The 19,050-nt window shown below is 56.4% G+C and carries 9 protein-coding genes and 1 pseudogene; 5 read left to right on the top strand and 5 right to left on the bottom strand.

Going from position 1 to position 19,050, the window contains the following annotated elements; all coding sequences use genetic code 11:
* Nucleotides 1–90: 90 nt before the first annotated feature.
* Entirely contained in the window at nucleotides 91–1,395 is a 1,305-nt protein-coding gene (locus A0257_09855; protein AMR27368.1) for a hypothetical protein, read from the bottom strand.
* A gap of 704 nt (nucleotides 1,396–2,099) precedes the next feature.
* Nucleotides 2,100–3,057, bottom strand: a pseudogene (locus A0257_09850) (hypothetical protein).
* A gap of 398 nt (nucleotides 3,058–3,455) precedes the next feature.
* On the opposite strand from A0257_09850, the gene A0257_09845 reads away from it, so the two are divergent.
* The 5 genes from A0257_09845 to A0257_09825 all read left to right on the top strand — a co-directional run bounded on the left by A0257_09845 (nucleotide 3,456) and on the right by A0257_09825 (nucleotide 13,632).
* Nucleotides 3,456–6,503, top strand: a complete 3,048-nt coding sequence (locus A0257_09845) for a hypothetical protein (protein ID AMR27367.1) — start codon at nucleotides 3,456–3,458, stop codon at nucleotides 6,501–6,503.
* A gap of 20 nt (nucleotides 6,504–6,523) precedes the next feature.
* Complete coding sequence (locus tag A0257_09840; protein AMR27366.1) at nucleotides 6,524–7,957, top strand: hypothetical protein; 1,434 nt, start codon at nucleotides 6,524–6,526, stop codon at nucleotides 7,955–7,957.
* A 463-nt stretch (nucleotides 7,958–8,420) separates the two neighbouring features.
* Nucleotides 8,421–8,798, top strand: coding sequence for a hypothetical protein (locus A0257_09835; protein ID AMR27365.1), 378 nt, complete (start codon nucleotides 8,421–8,423; stop codon nucleotides 8,796–8,798).
* A gap of 466 nt (nucleotides 8,799–9,264) precedes the next feature.
* Nucleotides 9,265–12,255, top strand: coding sequence for a hypothetical protein (locus A0257_09830; GenBank protein ID AMR27364.1), 2,991 nt, complete (start codon nucleotides 9,265–9,267; stop codon nucleotides 12,253–12,255).
* 21 nt (nucleotides 12,256–12,276) lie between these two features.
* On the top strand, nucleotides 12,277–13,632 hold the full coding sequence (locus A0257_09825; protein AMR27363.1) for a hypothetical protein: 1,356 nt from the start codon (nucleotides 12,277–12,279) through the stop codon (nucleotides 13,630–13,632).
* Between the two features lie 73 nt (nucleotides 13,633–13,705).
* Here A0257_09825 and A0257_09820 read toward each other — a convergent pair whose 3' ends face one another.
* The 3 genes from A0257_09820 to A0257_09810 all read right to left on the bottom strand — a co-directional run bounded on the left by A0257_09820 (nucleotide 13,706) and on the right by A0257_09810 (nucleotide 18,973).
* Nucleotides 13,706–15,139, bottom strand: a complete 1,434-nt coding sequence (locus A0257_09820) for an ATP-dependent protease ATP-binding subunit HslU (GenBank protein ID AMR27362.1) — start codon at nucleotides 15,137–15,139, stop codon at nucleotides 13,706–13,708.
* Nucleotides 15,140–15,310: 171 nt separating this feature from the next.
* The gene (locus A0257_09815) at nucleotides 15,311–16,342 is read right to left on the bottom strand and encodes a hypothetical protein (GenBank protein ID AMR27361.1); all 1,032 of its coding nucleotides are present in this window, start codon (nucleotides 16,340–16,342) and stop codon (nucleotides 15,311–15,313) included.
* A 123-nt stretch (nucleotides 16,343–16,465) separates the two neighbouring features.
* Entirely contained in the window at nucleotides 16,466–18,973 is a 2,508-nt protein-coding gene (locus A0257_09810) for an endopeptidase La (protein AMR27360.1), read from the bottom strand.
* Nucleotides 18,974–19,050 lie beyond the last annotated feature (77 nt).

The raw sequence follows: 19,050 nt of genomic DNA, 5'->3' as shown, positions 1-19,050 counted from the left end.
AAAAACAGCCCGGAAACGCAGGGCTCCGGGCTGTTTTCGTATAGGGAAATTTTGCACAGACTGTAAAATCTCGGCGGACTAATTTCCTTATTAGTAGGGGTCTTGTCCTGGGGGGTCAGTCACAATCGTTTCGCCGCTATCCACGAGCGTTGCCGTAAAAGTCTTGGTAATACGCACCTTTGGGCTCTTACCATCTTTGGGCGTTACGTCAAAACCAATGCGGATGCCAACGATGCCCGGGTAGATGTTGTCAGATTGCAAAAACGTGCCGATTCGATAGGTAATAGGCGTCGCGCCAACGTCATTGCCGCTAGCGTCAACAGTCGGCCTATCTCCAATAACCTCTAAGTGGCCTGAAATATCCGCGTTTGCTCCACCGTTCTCAATACTCACAAGTTCCTCCGAATAATTGTCTACAGTAGCCAAGTTTGTCACCTCGGGATTGATAACAAGGCGGCCAATATTGGGATTGTAATCCGGCTGAACAAAATACGTATCTGTGGAGGGCTGGTTGGCGTGCTGGACGATGTGGTGTTCCCGAGTAAAGCGTAGGCCTGAGCTTATATAGAATACACCAAGGGCCTTAGTGTAGGCTGGTACATAGCCTTTTGTCTGCGACTGGTCAATTCCAGACGGAACTAATTGAAGGTCTGTTACAGCGCCGGTTGAGAGCAACGTCCCAGTCATGCTAATGTCGGCCTGTAGCTTGAGATTTGTATTAGGCTGGTTGCTATCGCCGCCAAATATGGAGCTAAACAGGTTAGTAGCTAAGCCAGAAACGCCGCTTGTGATTGCGCTCGTCAACCCATCTCCTGCCGCCTTGGTTAGTGTTGAAAACAAGCCGCCACCACCGCCGCTTGGGCCATTTACATCAGTTTTCCCATCGATATTGAGTAGTGTCTCAATATTGGAAGTAGTAACCGCGCCGCCCGTATAGCTAAAGCTGGAGGAAGGCATTGAGATATTACCCGTGATGTTGCCCATCACAGTTCCCTTGGCCTTAAGCTGCGAGACTTGAATCCCATTCAATTCCCAGTCAAACCAGACGCTATTAAAATTTTGTGCCGCCATATTCGGGTCATAAGCTAATTCTACTTCGCAAGCATACCACGTATTGCTCGCAATGGCCCGACCTTTCTCGACTACTATGTATGAATTCTGCAATTTCTGATTGATATCAATAATCTGAGGACCAGAAAAATTGAGGAAAGGTGAACTGCTTGCATACGAACCATGCAAGTGGATGGTGTGAAATAGGTCATTGCTCGCCACATAGCTTTGCCTATCTGATACGTGATAATACAGGCGCATAACTCCGCGATACTTATTGTAGAGAATAAAGTACCCTGTACCAGACTGTGGGTCTTTCGTTGGCTCGAATGTATTGTAGAGCATCTCCCATCCAGCGTCAGTTTGAAAATCACGGCTGATGTCCTCGCTGAATTTAGCTGTGCCCCCTGTAGCCCAAGGTAATAGTAGCGAGGCAAAGTTTGGAGAGCTTGGAACTAGGTCATTAGTAGACCACGGGAAAGTATAGGTAGCAATAGCGTCAGCCGAGCGACTGGTAGCAGGAACTGGAGCCTGCAGGGCAAGAGGGTCATCTTTTTTGGTGCAGCCCAGCACACCGATTGTCAAAAGTAGCGCCAATGCGCTTTTACTAGGCCATTGAGTACCGGAGGCCAACCGTGATTGTAAGAAGGGGGTCATGATAGTGTGAAAAAGGAGGAAAGAAAAAGTGGCTGCGTACAACGTGCTATAGTTATAAAACGGCTTTAACAAAATTAATCGAATGGTGTAATTGTAAAAAGGAAACTTCTCTTAAATTTGTGACATTCAATTCGGTTAATTATGTATCATAAAAAGCATAATATTTATTGGATTTGTACAAACATAGAATTGAATTCCCTTTCCTTTTTCATGATTCTATTGCCGATTCTGCGCCCCACTCAAAAAGGAACATTTTTCTGAGTATGGCTAATTAAATAGGATAGTTACAGTAAGCGAGCAGGTGTGGGGCAGGGGGAGGTCACAACTCTGCCCTCCCTAACCCGCTGTTTTTGTAGCCTATTACCAGCAATAAAACACAAACCAACCCTACGCTAGCTGTATGGTCCCGGAGTATGGTGGGTAGGGTCACACATGAAGGTACCAGGATTTTTCCGCCATTCCGCGCACACAAATTCATTTGGGGTCAGGCCCCGCAAGCGTTTGAACCGTTTGGTGTAGACATAGGCCATTAAAAAGGTCTGCAAGTGTGCGTTAAGCTCCTGCGTCGTTTCGTAGTGAAACCGCTTAATCGTCGCTTCCTTGAGCGTGCGGTTCATCCGTTCTACCTGCCCGTTCGTCCAGGGATGCAGGGGCTTGGTAAAGCGCTGCTCAATGCCCCACTGGTCGCAGAGCTGGCCGACCGGGTGGCGGCCCGCCTTGGTCTGATGCGGCAAGAACCGAAACTGGCTGCCATTGTCCGTCAGCAGTTTATGAATTTTATAGGGAAACTGGGGCAGCACCCATTCCAGAAAGGCCACGGCCGTGGCCTGGTCGTAGAGGTGGGCAAAGGCCAGCTTGCTGGTGCGGTCAATGGCCACAAAAATGCGTCACAAGCATTTGGGCGGTACTGCTTACCTTCTTCGGTGCGTACTTCGGCAAAATCCACGTGCAGATAGCCAATGGGATATGCTTTGAACTTCGCCTTTTCAGTCCCGGTTCCCTCCGCCTCGGGCAAGCGGCTAATGCCGTGGCGCTCCAGGCAGCGGTGCAGGGAGGAGCGGCGCAAGTGGGGAATGGCCTCTTGGAGACTATAGAGGCAATCATCGAGCGGCAACAAGGTCTGCTGGCGAAAGAGCACGATGGCTGCTTCTTCGGCGGGGGTAAGCACGGTGGAGGCGGCCTTGGGGCCGCGCACGGCCCCTCGGTGCTGGTGCGCGCGCGCCACTTAGTCACCGTTTTCACGTTGATGCCTAGGTGCTTGGCTATTTTTTGTAGGCTTTCCGTACTTTGCTAGATATAGCGCCGGGTTGCCGGCGTGGTCGTGGCGCTGCCGTGTAGTATTTTTCCCATAAATCTGCCTGAAAGGTACGATATAAAACCGTTCCATCATTCTCTGGGACTATACACCTAGCCCAGCAGCAGAACCCGGACTACTAGGTAAATAGAAATTATTTAGTATTATCTTGAATCCTCCGGCCAAATTGGCCGGAGGATTTTTTTTGGGTTTTTTTAGCAAAAATTATCAGTATTTAGGCATTTTATGTGAAAAGTTCATCTTTTCAACACTAATTTCGTCACTTCATTTTTTGTTCACTATTTCTCACTTTTTCATAACACCACACTGCATGAAAAAAAGTTTACTGATGGGCATCGTGCTCATGCTTACTTTGTTTCAAGTTGCACTGGCTCAAACGCGGACAGTAGCAGGACGAGTAATAGACCAAAAGTCAGGTGAGGGACTCCCTGGCGTGACTGTGCTGCTAAAAGGCACCACTACGGGTATATCCACAAATGCTGACGGGCGCTATTCCCTGGATGTGCCCGAAACCGGCGGCACGCTGGTGTTTAGCTCGATAGGAATGCTGCCCCAGGAAATTGCCCTGGGTAAGCGGACTACCGTAGATGTTTCCCTGGCTACCGATAACAAGCAGTTGAGCGAGGTAGTCGTAACCGGCTACGGCGGTTCGCAGGATGTAAAGGACATTACTGGTTCGATTGCGACGGTGAAAGCCGAAAAGCTGCTGCTCCAGCCCGTAGTAAGCGTGGACCAAGCCCTGCAAGGTCGCATGGCCGGCGTAAACGTGAACACGACCGGCGGGGCGCTGGGCGACGTATCGGCTATCCGCATCCGGGGTGCCAACTCGCTCTCCAATAGTTCGCAGCCACTGGTTGTCCTGGACGGCGTGCCATTGAATACCACCGACCAGGGCAACGTGCTCGGCTCGCGCTACAACCCGCTGGCTGACATCAACCCCAACGATATCGCGTCGGTTGAAGTGTTGAAAGATGCCTCGGCTAGCGCCATCTACGGTTCGCGGGCTGCCAACGGCGTACTGGTTATTACGACCAAGCGTGGTAAGTCGGGCCAGAATCGGGTAACGGTCAATAGCTACTATGGTCTGCAGCAGGCCGTGCGCACACCCCACGTGCTGAACGGGGATGACTTCATCGCCATCAGCAATGAGAAAGCTGCCAACGCCCGCGCTGGTAGTGTAGGGGCTCCCGGTAACATCGGCAACCCAACTATCCCGGCAGGTGGTGTTGCGGCTAATATTGACGTCAACGGCGATGGAATTCCGGACCGCACGGACTGGATAAAAGAACTTTTCCGCACCGGCCGGCAGCAGAACTACCAGGCGGCTCTGTCGGGGGGTAATGAATTTGCCACCTACTATGGCTCGGCCGACTGGAACGACCAGCAGGGTATTATCATCCAAAACCGCCTGCGCCGCGGTTCGGCCCGCCTAAGCGTGGACCTGACGCCCAAGAAATGGCTGAAAGCTGGTACTACCCTCAGCTACGCCAAGACCTATAATCAAGGTATCAACGGCGAAGGTGCGCTGGCCGGTGCCACGATATCAGGCTACACGGCTCCCCCGAACGTGCCCGAGTTTAATCCGGACGGTACCTATTACCTGAACAACCTGGGCAACCTGGGCAACGGTAACAATTCCGTTCCAGGCACCTACGCTCCGAATGCTTACTATCACATTGTGGGCACGCTGCGCGAAAACCGAAACGATAATACCTCGGAGCGTACCCTGGGCAACGCTTATCTGACTATCATTCCGGTGCAAGGGTTGAGCCTGACTACTAAATACGGCATCGACTACAATACCAACTTTGAAGACCAGTACAACAGCCCCATCCTGGGCGGCCTCGGTCGTCAGCTTGGCCAAGGCCTAGTGCAGGATTATAATACCACGCGCACGCAGTTCAACTGGCAGAACTACGTTAACTATGACCGGACTTTTGCCGGGAAGCATAACGTGTCGCTTACGGCTGGGGCAGAGTATCAGGAAACCCGCACGAAGCGTATCTACAGCGTAGCCAATGACTTCGCTGACCCGCGCTTCCAGTCTATCCTGGACGGCCTGTACTCGGGTACCCAAACGGGCGGTGGCCAGGAGTTTAACGTCGGCTTCCAGTCGTACTTTGCCCGCGCCAACTACAACTTCGCCGACAGATACTACGCTTCGTTCGTTGTTCGGAGTGATGCTTCGTCGGTATATGGCGCTGATAACCAGCGGGGATATTTCCCAAGCGGCTCAGTGGGCTGGCGTATTTCGCAGGAGAGCTTCCTGAAAAACGTCACGTTCCTCAATGACCTGAAGTTGCGTGGCAGCTATGGCCTGGTAGGTAACTCCAACGGCTTGGGCTCTTATGCTGCCCGTACGCTTATTGGCGGCGGTCAGTATGCTGACCTTAACGGTTTTACCCCCACGCAGGTGGGTAACCCCTCGCTGCAGTGGGAAACGTCGAAAAAGTTGGACATCGGGTTGGACGCTGCCTTCCTAAACAACCGCCTGAATGTTACCTTCGACTACTACAACACCAATATTGATGGGCTGGCCCTGGCTGCGCCGGTGCTACGCACGACGGGCATTCCGGGGGCGTCCATTACCCGCAACATCGGTTCGATGTTTAACCGCGGGGTAGAGTTAGCCATCAACACGACGAACGTACGCACGCAAAGCGGTTTCGTGTGGAGCACTAACTTCAACGGTACGATTACTCGCAACCGCATCACGTCGCTGGCTACGCCAAACGACATCATCGCAGGTAGCCAGCGGGCGCAGATTAACAACCAGCTAGGGGTGTACTTCCTGCCGCGCTGGGCTGGGGTGAACCCGGCTAACGGTAACGCGATGTTCCTCGACGCCAATGACAACATCAAGCAATTTGATGCCGCTTACAGCAGCAATGGTACCTCTAACCCAGGCCGCTGGCTGAACGCTAATGGTGACGTAACGACGGCTATCACGACGGCCGACTACAAGTACACGGACAAAACCGGTTACCCGGTGTTCTATGGTGGCTTCGACAACACCTTCTCCTTCAAAGGGCTTGAGCTAGGCATCTTCCTGCAGTATAGCGGTGGCAATACGATTTACGACGGCTACCGCGCTGCCATGCTCAGTACCAGCCTGCAAAACAACATTGAGGACATCAAAGGCCGCTGGACTACGCCAGGCCAGGAAACTGATATTCAAAAGCTTGTCTTGCGTGATGTGATATCGGGGCAGGCTTCGACCCGCTGGCTGGAAAAAGGTGATTTTCTGCGAGTGCGTCAGCTCAGCCTGGGGTATAACTTCCAGCAAGGGGTGCTCAATTCGTTGCGCCTGACCAACCTGCGGGTATATGTATTGGTGCAGAACGTTTACAATTTCACTGGCTATAAGGGTCTGGACCCCGAGGTTAACTCCAACCTGCAAAACAACATCGCTCACGGTGTAGATGGCCGCTCATTGCCGGTGCCGCGCAGCTTCACGTTTGGCTTAAACCTAGGGCTTTAATTTCCTGCTTCTATAGTTGTATGACTCGTAAATTTAAATTGCGGTACGCCGCCTTTGCGCTGTTGCTAGCTCCGCTAGCCGGCTGCGACGTTCTCACTCAGGTTCCGCCCGCTGCCCTTTCCGACGCCGAAGCGTATGCTACTCCTGACCGGATTGCCAAATCGGCAGTGGGGATGTATGACCAGCTCCAGAACCTGGAATTTCTGGGTGGGCGGGTACTTATCTACGGTGACATTCGGAGCGATGACACTAATTCGGCAGGTTACTTTGGCAACGTGCCAGCGTTTAACCAGCAGCCCAACGATGGATTTGCGTCGAATTCGTGGACTGGCGGCTATCGCACGCTGTATGGAGTTAATTACTTTCAACAGCAGCTCGCCAAATACCCTGATAACACCACGGCAGCGCTGGCAACGCAGTATGTTGGAGAAGCCAAGTACATCCGGGCGCTGGTTTACTTCAACCTGGTAAATCTTTTTGCTCAGCCTTATAATTTCACGGCTGATGCTTCGCACCTCGGAGTGCCCATCCAACTAACGGCTCCCGACGGTGTTACTGCCTTCAGCAGTGACCAGAACCTGCCGCGTGCTTCGGTACGCGACGTGTACGCGCAGATTGAGAAAGACCTGAACGACGCTATCGCGGCGCTGCCCGAAACCTATTCCACCGGTTTCGAGCGCAGCGGCCGGGCTACCAAGGATGCGGCACGTTCGCTGCTTTCGCGGGTATATTTATACAAAGGGCAGTATACTGAAGCGGCGACAATGGCCGGCACCGTTATCTCGGGCGGGCGCCACGCCCTGACCGCGCTCCCAACCGGACCCTTCGTGCTGGCTGCTCAGACGACCGAAAACATTTTCTCGGTTAACATGAGCTCGGCTGATAACCCGAATACCAACAACGCTCTGGGCCAGCATTATGGAAGCACTAAGCGAGCTGATATCATCGTAACGCCCTATGCTCGCATCGACAGCACGCAGTTCCGCAGCAAAGACCGTCGGCGCACGCTGCTGCTTACCCCGACTGCTTACCCGGCAACTACTGCGGTCAACGTCTTCTCAACAAAGTATCCTGATGGCCCTTTCAACAACGTGCCAATTGCCCGCTACTCGGAAGTGTTGCTGAACCGTGCTGAAGGTTTGGCCCAAACTAGTGCTACTGTTAACACTGAGGCCATTACGTTGCTCAACCAGGTGCGTAGTCGCTCAGTACCAGCCATTGCGGCCTACCCAGCTTACACGGCTGCCAGCTTTGCCAGCAAGCAGGCGCTGATTGATGCCGTTCTATTTGAGCGCCGCTTGGAGCTTGCTTTCGAAGGCCATCGCTACTACGACCTGATGCGCTACAAGCGTAATTCCAGCCGGATAAAATACGGTGACCCGAAAGCTGTTTTCCCCATTCCGTTGGTTGACATTCAGCAAAACCCTAACCTGGTACAAAACCCTGGGTATTAACCTGCGGACCTGATTAAGCTAAGCTTATAAAAAAACCAGCCAACCCGGCTTGTTCTTACCTGAATCTTGAAAAGCGCCGGCCGGGAGGTCGGCGCTTTTTTTGGGCATTAATGGTAGCTTGCGGACAGGTCTATTTCGACGCATTTTGGCGCGGTGCGGCTGGGCGACGTGCGCCGCAGCCGGCGGGTAGTGACGCTGGCCCCAGGCTAGGCGCGGCAGCCTGGGGCCAGTGTCACCCGCTGGCCTGAGGCAGGGATAGGCCTACGCCCACAAGGCTACCTGCCGGTTGCTGGGGCACGCGCAGCTCCTCTCTCAAATGTGCTGTAAGTCCCTCACCGTCAGCACGTGGGGTAGCGACTTCCGGCACCTTCCTGCTAGTCGAGGATACTACGGAGTTAAGTTGGCCCGAGGCCGCTGAGCGCCGCACGGGGGCGGGGTACGGTTTCGGATGACTACACCAACCATGCTAGCCGATTTGAACTTTGCCGAAGCCAACTTACCGGCTCTTCGCACAGGGGTAGGCTTGTACGGCTCGGCAACTCGGGCCAGCAAAGGGGCGGCTAGTGCCTTGAAGCAGCGCATTCGCTTGTATCAAGGCAACTGGGCTGCTGCCATCACGGAAGGCAACAAGCTCATAACGGGGACGACCACCTTTACCAGCCTCTTTAACAGCCACGCCTTGATGCCCACTCAGCAGGCTGCTTTCCCAGGGAGCACGTCCGTAACGGTCGAAAACATTTTCTCCATCGAAAATAACTCAGTTGACAATCCCACAGTGAACGGGGCCACTGGCCAGACGCCGAAATCTACGCTTGTCTATAGCAGCCCGCTGTCTCTATAACCTATTCCCAGCACGGAAATGCAAAAGAACACTGTGCTGGCTCAGCAACAGAATCCCAGCTATTAGATAAAATAGGAGTTATTTAGTATTTTTCGAATACTCCGGCCAAGTTAGCCGGAGATTTTTTTGGGTTTTTTTGCCAATAAATGGCAATAATTGGGGTGTTAGTGGTGCATGTTCAGCTTTTAACTGCTACTTTCGGGCATTCACTTTCCGTTTACCATTTCATCATTTTTTCATAATACCACACTGCATGAAAAGAAGTTTACTGATGAGCATCGTGCTCATGCTTACTTTGTTCCAAGCTGCGCTAGCCCAAACACGGACAGTAGCAGGACGAGTAATAGACCAAAAGACTGGCGAAGGTTTGCCAGGGACCACAGTACTCCTGAAAGGCACCACCACTGGGGTGTCAACTAATGCCGACGGTCGCTTCAGCCTGAGCGTACCCGGAATAGGAGGCACATTGGTGATTAGCTCAGTGGGCATGGCCACCCAGGAGGTACTGCTCGGCGACCGCAACAACCTGGATATTGCCTTGGGTCCCGATAGCAAACAGCTGAGCGAAGTAGTCGTGCTCGGCTACGGGGAGCAGGTGAGCCGCCGCGAACTGACAGGCTCAATAGCCACTGTCAACTCAAGCCAATACAAGGACCAGCCCGTCACTGGCGTTGACCAGGCCCTGCAAGGCCGCGCGGCTGGCGTGCAGGTATCGCAAAACTCTGGGGCACCGGGCGGAGGTATTTCGGTGCGCGTGCGGGGTGCGGCCTCCATTCTGGCCAGCAGCGAGCCGCTGTACGTAGTAGATGGCCTGCCGATTAACACAGGCAACACGTCGCAGCTGGGCACGGGTAACCAGACTACTAATGGCCTGAGTGACCTGAACCCCAATGACATCGCTACGATTGAGGTGCTGAAAGATGCCGCCGCTGCTGCCGTTTATGGTTCGCGGGGCTCCAACGGGGTCGTTATCATTACTACCAAGCGCGGCCAGTCCGGTAAGACGCAGGTAAACCTGGAATATTACACGGGTGCCTCGACGGTATGGAAGCGGCCCCAGGTAATAAACGGTCCGCAGCAAACGCAGGTGTTTCTGGATGAAATCAGCAACTATTATCCGGCGAACGCGGACGGCACTGTTAACGCGCTTGGCTTTAAATGGCGCAGTAATGCCGACCTGACTGCTTATTACTTTGGGCCGGGGGGGCGCGCGACGACCAACGGGATATCTACGTATGCGCAGCCCGCTAATAACTTCTATCGTCCGCTAAGCCAGTTTCAAGACCCATCCACGGCTCCTACCACCGACTGGGTAAGCCCCGTGCTGCGTACGGCGCCTATTAGCAACTACGCGGTAACCTTCTCCGGTGGTTCGGACAAGTCGCGCTATCGCTTGTCGGTGAATGACTTCGACCAGCAGGGTACTTTGGTAGGCTCGAGTTATAACCGGGCCAGTGCCCGCCTTTCGCTGGATAATAACCTGTCGGATAAAATCCGCATGGGGCTATCAATCGGCTTGAGCTCGGCCGCAAATAATCGCGTCAACAACGACAACAGCATTTACGGGGTGCTCACTACCGCTCGTTTGTATGCTTCTGACCTGCCCGTGTTTAACCCGAACGGGACATACTTCAAAAACGGCTCGCTCGAAAATCCCATCGTGGCGGCCAACGTTCCGATTATCAAGTCGGTAGATAACCGCCTGCTGGCTACGCAGTACACGGAATTTGAGTTTATCAAAGACCTGCGCTACCGGGCCACGTTCAGCCTCGACTATCTGTACGAGCGCGACGACCGCTTTTATTCTACTATCACCAACCCTGGGGCGTCGGTTAACGGCGATGCATCGGCTGGCTCAGTAGAGCAGCCGCGCTTCAACCACATCAGCTCCGTTAACTATTCGCACACGTTTGCTACCGACCACTCGATAACCGCGCTGGGCGTAGTAGAATACCAGCGTACCAACTACAGCAGCATTTTTGCGGAGGCCACTGGCTTCCCCAGCAATTCCATTCAATTGCTGGCGGCGGGAGCTAACAAAACGGCTGCTACGTCTTTTGCGACCAGCAGCACCTTGTTTAGCCAGCTGCTCAAGCTTAATTATGCCTACAAAGGCAAGTACCTGCTAGGCGGCTCGGTGCGGCGCGACAATTCGTCGAACTTCGGCTCGGACAAACGGGTAGGGTATTTTTCGGCCGTGTCGGCGGGCTGGCGCGTAATTGACGAGTCGTTCCTGAAAGACCAGACCGCCCTGTCGGAACTGAAGCTGCGTGCTAGCTACGGCCAGACTGGTAATAATAACTTCGGCAGCATTGCCAATGCCGATTTTCCGGCCATCGGCCTCATCGGCGTGGGCTACAACTACCAGGGTCAAGGTGGCTTGGCGCCTAACCAGCTGGCTAACCCGGCGCTTAAGTGGGAAAGCACAACTAATTATAACATCGGTCTGGATATCGGAACCCTGCAAAACCGGGTTTACCTGTCGGCTGATATCTACAAGCGCATCACCAACGACCTGCTGCTGGCGGCCCCTTTGGCCCTCGATACGGGCTATCCGAGCTACAATGCCAACATAGGTAGTCTGCAAAACAAGGGCTTGGAACTGGCCCTGACGACGATAAACATGGCCGGCGATGGGGGTAGCTTCGGCTGGACTACCAATTTCAACATCTCGTTCAACCGCAACATGGTAACGGCCGTGTCGGACCCCAGCCCCACGGGTATAGCCCAAGGCTTTGCCAGCCGCCTGAAAGTGGGCGAGCCGCTCGGGGCCTTCTATGGCTATCGCGTAGACCACATCTTCCAGACGCAGGATGAGATTAATACCCTGAACGCGAAATCACCCACGGGGGCGTACCAGACGGCGGCCACTCGTCCCGGTGATATCAAGTTCAAGGACCTTAATGGCGACGGCGTAGTCACGGCCGCTGACCAGGAAATCATCGGTAACGCCCAGCCTAAGTACTTTGGGGGCCTCACCAACACCTTCCGCTACAAGGGCATCGACTTAAATGTGTTCTTCCAGTTCAACGTAGGCAACCAGATTTACAACAACCCGCGGGCCTACAACCAAGGCATGAGCTCGGTATATGGCCAGGACGTGGCTGTGCTGAACCGCTGGACGCCGACCAACACCAACACCGACGTGCCGCGCGCCGTGTATGGCGACCCGAATGGCAATACCCGCACGTCGGACCGCTTTCTAGAGAATGGCTCCTATGGTCGTTTCAAGACGGTGACGCTGGGCTACAACCTGCCGACCGACCTGCTGTCGCGGGTGCACCTGCGCACGGTGCGACTCTACGTGCAGGCCCAAAACCTGGTTACGTTTACCAAGTACACGGGCCTTGACCCGGAGCTGAGCACGCTCGCCGGCTCCAACACTGGTTTGGGCACGGACTTCTTCACGTACCCGCAGGCCCGGACCATCACGGGTGGGATAAACCTCGGCTTTTAATTTTATTCGTCAGTTCATACTATGAAACTTAATTCTCTTCACTGGCTGCTTGCCAGTGCTACCTTTACCCTGACTTTGGGGCTAGGGGGCTGTCAGAAAGCGCTTGACGTGCAGCCGCAGGCGGCTATTAACTCCTCCGTTGGCTACACCACCAAAGAGGACGCGGCCGCCGGCCTGATTGGCTGCTACGACGCGTTGCAGGCCAACGACTATCAAGGGGTGGCTTACTCTTCCCTGGGGGAGCTGATTTCGGGTAATATTCTCGAGGTAGGGACGTATAACACTACCTACGGCTACGTGGGGCAAAACCTGCTCGCCGGAGACAACGTGCAGATTCAGAACACGTGGCAGGTTATTTACGACGGTATAAACCGCGTTAACTACTTGCTGCAGCAGAGCGATAATATCACTGACCCAGCCTTCCCGAAGCTGACTACCCAGGCCGAAGCCCGCTGCCTGCGCGCTTACAACTACATGAATTTGCTGGGTTATTGGGGTGGCACGCCGCAGGGCTTTGGCTACGCCGGTGGGGTAGGGGTGCCCCTGCGCCTAACGCCCGTGGCCAGCACGACGGACGCTACCCCTATCGCGCGCTCTTCGGAGGCCGATGTCGTGGCGGCCATCCGGGCCGACCTGGATTTTGCCATTGCCAACCTGCCCGTAGGTGGCAGCTCGGTGCGCTGCACCCAAAACGCGGCGCTGGCGCTGCGGGCCCGGCTTGAGCTATGGCTGCGTAATTATCCCGACGCGCTGAAATATGCCCAGAAGGTGCCGGCCGTTGCGGGCTTTGCTTCTATGCCGCTGGCTGCAACTACTACCCCCGACGCCATCTGGCAGCTATATTTCTCTAATGTCGACCAGAACCTGTATGCCTTTTACTGGTACCCCGCGCCCGGTGGCCGCAACGAGTTTGACCCCGGTCCCGCACTGATTGCCGCCCACCCGGCTGGTGATTTGCGCCTGCCCATCAATAACGCGGTTTCGCCGAAAGGTACCACGTTGAAGTACACCCACACGGCTACCCGTGATGACTACTTCAACTGCGTGCGCTACGCCGAAGTGGTGTTGACTATTGCCGAGGCCGCCGCCCAAACCGGCGACCTGATAACTGCCGCCGCGCAACTCAATATCATCCGCAATCGAGCCGGCCTGGCACCCAGCACCGCTACGACCGCGGCCGCGCTGGTTACCGATATTCTCCTCCAGCGCCGCCTGGAACTAGCCTACGAAGGAAAGTACTGGATTGACCTGCGCCGTACGAATACCATTCAGACGGTGCTGCCGACCTACGTCCAAACTTTCCGTAACCTGTTTCCCATTCCCACGCGGGAAGTGAATATCTCGGGTGGTGTAATCGCGCAGAATACGGGCTTCTAAACCCGTTATTTATTAAAAAACCCCCGGCCAACTCGGCCGGGGGTTTTTTATGCGCCCTACTCCCTCAAAAAACTCAGAGGATGTACTGACTCATGTCGCGGTTTTTCACCATGTCGCGCAGGCGCTCTTCCACTAGCTGGGGCGTGATGGTGAGCTGCGCACCAGCCTCGATTTTGTCGGGTACGTCGAAAAGCAGGTCGTTGAGCAGGCGACTCATTACGGTGTGCAGGCGGCGGGCACCGATGTTTTCGACCTCGCTGTTGACCTCGGCGGCGATGTCGGCCAGCTTGAGCAGGGCTTCGTCTTCGAAAGTCAGCTGCACGTCTTCGGAAGCCAGCAGGGCCTGGTACTGCTTGGTGAGCGCGTTTTTGGGGTCTTTGAGGATGCGGTAGAAATCGTCCTTGGTCAGGCTTTGCAGCTCGACGCGGATGGGGAAGCGGCCTTGCAGCTCGGGAATGAGGTCCGAGGGCTTGCTGACGTGGAAGGCGCCGGCGGCAATGAACAGGATGTGGTCGGTGTTGACAATGCCGTACTTGGTGTTCACGGCCGAGCCTTCCACGATGGGTAGGAGGTCGCGCTGCACGCCCTGGCGGCTCACGTCGGGGCCGCCGCCGCCCTTGCTGCCGCTGGCGGTGGCTACTTTGTCAATCTCGTCAATAAAGATAATGCCCGCGTTCTCGGTCTGCCGGATGGCCTCTTCCTTGATTTCGTCCATGTCCACGAGCTTGGCGGCTTCCTCATCCAGCAAGACTTTGCGCGCTTCGGCCACGGTTACTTTGCGCTTGCGCGACTTCTTGGGCATCATCGAGCCCAGCATGTCCTGCAGGCCCGACATGGTGGCCTCGTCCATCATGCCCGGCGCGCCCATGATGCCCACGCTTGGCGCGCCCTGCGCCACGTTGATTTCGATGCGGCGGTCTTCCAGCTCGCCGTTGCGGATTTTCTGGCGAAAGCGTTCGCGGGTGCGCTCGTTCAGCTCCTGGTCCGAGTCGGGCACGGCATCGCCGGCAATGCGCTCGCCGCTGATGCCAATGCCAAAGCCCAGGCTGGAATTGCTACCCCCCTCCTTGGCCGGGGCCTTGAGCGGCGGGATGAGCGCGTCGAGAATAATGTCCTCCACGGCCTGGGCGGCCTGGGCTTTCACTTCCTCCTGGCGGCGCTGGCGCAGGCGGCTCACGGCCTGCTCGGCCAGGTCGCGCACCATGCTTTCCACGTCGCGCCCCACGTAGCCGACTTCGGTAAACTTGCTGGCTTCGACCTTCACGAAGGGCGCGTCGGCCAGGATAGCGAGGCGGCGGGCAATCTCGGTCTTGCCCACGCCGGTGGCCCCAATCATGAGAATATTATTGGGCACAATCTCCTTCTGCATGTCGGCCGGGGCGTGCAGGCGGCGCCAGCGGTTGCGCAACGCAATGGCCACGTGGCGCTTGGCCTCGTGCTGGCCAATGATGTACTTGTCGAGTTCGGCCACAATTTGGGCCGGGGTCAGGAAGGTGTCGTCTAGCATTCGGTGTAGAAATCGGGGGGACGAAAGGATTAAATAAGAACGTCATGCTGAGCTTGTCGAAGCATCTCGCTCGAATCGTTGGGTTAGTAACCCAGCAGTGCGAGCGAGATGCTTCGACAAGCTCAGCATGACGTTCTTTTTAACACAAAGTTTTTAGTAAACGGTTTATACTTACTCATTCTTCTTAAACAAGCTATCCAGGCTGCGGCTCAGCGTGAAGTAATTACTACTGCCGGCAGCCTGCAAGGTGGCATACGTATAATCGAGCTGAAACTGCGAAATCCGCACCATTGCCCCGAAGCTGAAGCCCGCGCCGCCGCCCACGTTGTCGAGGCGCAACTCGCGGGCTTGCAGGTGGTTGTAGCCCAGGCGCAGGCTCAGACCCTTGCCCAGCAGCAGTTCGGCGCCCACCGTGAAGTGCCGGGCCAGGTTGTCGCCGAAGTTCTTGCGGGCCCGCACCGTGTCGCCGGCCGCGTTGGTGGTGGTCGTGTTGGGGTCGAGATACTGAATATCCCACTGCTGCAAGTGGTGGGCCGTGAAGGTGAAGCGCAGCGGCATGTGCTCGGGCTTGATAGTGGTGCCCAGCTGCACATCGAGGGGTAGGGGCTCGCGGGCGGAGGCGGTGTAGGGCTTGAGCATGTAGCCCGCGTTTTTTACCACCAGGCCCACTGTAAATTCCTGGTCATCGTGGGGTTTGTAGAGCACGCCCGCGTCGCCGGCCAGGCCCACGGCGCGGTTGCCCGCGATGCCCGACACGGCCAGCTTGCCCGTGACGCCCACCGTAAACTTACCCCACGTATAGGAGTCGGCCGCCGCCAGTGCGTATTCATTCACCGAAAAAGTGCCCAGCGAGTTGCCCGCCGCATCGTAGCTCTCCAGGCTGCCGTAGTTCAAATACGTCATTCCCAGCCCAAAGCGCCCGCGCTTTTCGGTATTGAAGGAGTAAGCCAGGGTGCTCTGCCTGATATCGGTGATGTAGGCCACGTAGTTGGCCGCCACCGCGTGGTCGTTGGCGGCGTAGAGCAGCGCCGGGTTAGCAAAAAACTGCGTGGGGTCGGTGCTGCGGGCCGAGGCCGTCATGCCGCCCAGTGCGGCCAGCTGCGCCGAGGGGGGTAGGGAAAGAAACGGAAACGCCGCGCGGCCCCCCAGCTGCGCCTGGGCCGCGAAAGGCAAAAAAAGGAGAAACGGTAGCAGTTGCTTCATACGGACAAGGTAACGAGCGTGCGCGCGAAATAGTGGGTAGTAGGGTGGCAAAAAAAGAACGTCATTCCGAGCTTGCCGAGGAATGACGTTCTTTTTTAGGAGTTTTGCAGCTCACTTTCCTTGCTACTGCACCTCTACGCTCGGGCCGAGGGGGGTAGGGGCCTCGTCGCGCACGGGTAGCTTTTGGGGGCGGGCCACCAGCTCGGGCAGCAGGGCCACGGCCAGCACATCGTCCACGCGCTCAGCGTAGTGAATGCGCACGCCCTTGAGGTACTCGGCCGGGATTTCCTCCACGTCCTTGCGGTTTTTGGGCGAGAGGATAATCATATCGATGCCCGCCCGGCGCGCGGCCAGCAGCTTTTCCTTGATGCCACCCACCGGCAGCACCCGGCCGCGCAGCGTGATTTCGCCGGTCATGGCCATCTTCGGCCGAATTTTGCGCTGGGTGTAGGCCGAGGCGATGCTCGTGAAAATGGCGATGCCCGCGCTCGGCCCATCCTTCGGAATGCCGCCCTCGGGAAAGTGAATGTGCAGGTCGTACTGCTCAAACAAGCGGTGGTCGATGCCTAGCTCATCGCCCCGCGAGCGCAGGTACGACAGCGCCGTAATCGCCGATTCCTTCATCACGTCGCCCAGCTGCCCGCTCAGCGTGAGCTTGCCCCGGCCGCGGCTCAAGAGGCTCTCTACGAACAAGATATCGCCGCCCACACTGGTCCAGGCCAGGCCCGTAACTACGCCGGCCGTGTCGTGGTCCTGGTCCTTGTCGCGCTCGAAGCGCGGCGCGCCCAGAATCTTAAGCACGTCGCTTGGCTCAATCTGAGGGGGTAGGGATTCCTTGCTGGCCTTGCGGCGGGCCAGGTTGCGGGTGAGGGCCGCGAGCTGGCGCTCCAGGCTGCGCACGCCGCTCTCGCGGGTGTAGTCATCGGCCACGCGGTGCAGGGCGGCATCAGCTATTTTGACTTCTGCTTCGCCCAGGCCGTGCTCGCGCAATTGCTTGGGCCAGAGATGCTTCTTGGCAATCTGCACCTTCTCCTCCTGGGTATAGCCGGTGAGGTCGATAATCTCCATCCGGTCGCGCAGGGCGGGCTGAATGGTTTCCAAGGAGTTGGCCGTGGCGATGAACAGCACCCGACTCAAATCGTACTCTACTTCCAGGTAATTATCGGTGAAAGTCGAGTTCTGCTCAGGGTCCAGCACTTCCAGCAGCGCCGACGACGGGTCGCCCCGGAAGTCGCTGCTCACCTTGTCAATCTCATCCAGAATAATAACCGGATTACTCACGCCGGCCTTCTTTATCTGCGAGATAATGCGGCCGGGCATGGCCCCCACGTAAGTTTTGCGGTGGCCCCGAATCTCGGCCTCGTCGCGCACGCCGCCCAGGCTCAGGCGCACGTATTTGCGGCCCAGCGCCTGCGCGATGCTGCGCCCCAGCGAAGTCTTGCCCACGCCGGGCGGCCCATAGAGGCATAAAATCGGCGCTTTCAAATCCTGCTTCAGCTTCAGCACGGCCAAGTATTCGAGGATGCGCTCCTTCACTTTTTCGAGGCCGAAATGGTCGGCGTCGAGGATTTTCTTGCTCGTTTTGAGGTTGAATTTGTCCTTGGTCGTTTCGCCCCAGGGCAGGTCCAGCAAAAACTCTACGTAGTTGAGCGTCACCGGGTAGTCGGGCGACATCTGGTTGAGGCGCGTCAGCTTTTGCAGCTCCTTTTCGAAGTGCTTGGCCGTGGCCTCGGGCCACTTTTTAGTGAGCGCCCGCTCGCGCAGCATAGCCAGGTCGCCTTCGGGGCTGCCTTCGCCCTGGCCCAGCTCATCCTGCAAAGTTTTGAGCTGCTTGCGCAGGAAATACTCGCGCTGCTCGGCGTCAATGCCGGTGTGCACTTTGGTGCGAATGTCGTTTTTAATCTCCAACAGTTCAATCTGGCGCAGCAGCGCTTCGAGTAGCTGGCGGGCCTGGGCCTCGGGCTCGGCCAGCTCCAGCAGCTTCTGCTTGGCGGGCAGTTCCAGCTGCACGTTGGAGGAGAGAAAGTGAATTAGAAAAGCCGGCGACTGAATGCCCTCCAGCATATTGCGCGCCTCCATCGGGATTTCGGGCGTCAATTCCAGCACTTTGCCGGCAGCCTCGCGCAGGCTTTGCAGCAGCACCAGCTCGCCGTCGATGGCCGCATCCAGCGCCTTTTCGTCAAAATACGTGGCCCGCACCGTGAGTTGCGGCGTGTGCGTGAGCTGCTCGCCCACCGCAAACCGCACCTGACCCTGAATGATGATGGTAACCGTGTCGTCGGGCTGGTCGATGACTTTAAGAATGCGGGCCAGCGTGCCCACTGGGTACAGGTCCTCGGCGGTGGGCTCGTCGGCGTCGGGCTGGCGCTGGGCCACCACACCGATGAGCTTCTCGTTTTTAGCGGCCAGCTTGCGCACCAGCCGGATGCTTTTTTTACGCGTCACCGTCACGGGCAACACTACCCCCGGAAAAAGCACCGTGTTGCGCACGGGCAAAATGGCCAACACATCGGGCGCATCGGCGGCGGAAAGCAGGTGGTCGGGGTCGGCGGCCATAATGGCAATGGCATCGGAAGGCGAATCGGGGCCGCCAGCCAGCGCGTGGCCGGAGCGGAGCAAATCAAAGGGCATGGGCAAAGCAGAAAAAAGGTTGGCCAAAGCCAGCCTGGGGCTGCCACTCTGGCAGCCGGCTACCGCTGGGCTAAGAT

Source organism: Hymenobacter psoromatis (genome assembly GCA_001596155.1).
Taxonomy (GTDB): domain Bacteria; phylum Bacteroidota; class Bacteroidia; order Cytophagales; family Hymenobacteraceae; genus Hymenobacter.
This window is presented reverse-complemented; position numbering and strand designations above follow the sequence as displayed.

Excerpts from the sequence above, each read along its gene's own strand:
- A0257_09855 (AMR27368.1), bottom strand. The coding sequence starts at position 1,395 with ATGCTCTACAATACATTCGAGCCAACGAAAGACCCACAGTCTGGTACA.
- A0257_09840 (AMR27366.1), top strand. The coding sequence starts at position 6,524 with ATGACTCGTAAATTTAAATTGCGGTACGCCGCCTTTGCGCTGTTGCTA.
- A0257_09835 (AMR27365.1), top strand. The coding sequence starts at position 8,421 with ATGCTAGCCGATTTGAACTTTGCCGAAGCCAACTTACCGGCTCTTCGC.
- A0257_09825 (AMR27363.1), top strand. The coding sequence starts at position 12,277 with ATGAAACTTAATTCTCTTCACTGGCTGCTTGCCAGTGCTACCTTTACC.
- A0257_09820 (AMR27362.1), bottom strand. The coding sequence starts at position 15,139 with ATGCTAGACGACACCTTCCTGACCCCGGCCCAAATTGTGGCCGAACTC.
- A0257_09815 (AMR27361.1), bottom strand. The coding sequence starts at position 16,342 with ATGAAGCAACTGCTACCGTTTCTCCTTTTTTTGCCTTTCGCGGCCCAG.
- A0257_09810 (AMR27360.1), bottom strand. The coding sequence starts at position 18,973 with ATGCCCTTTGATTTGCTCCGCTCCGGCCACGCGCTGGCTGGCGGCCCC.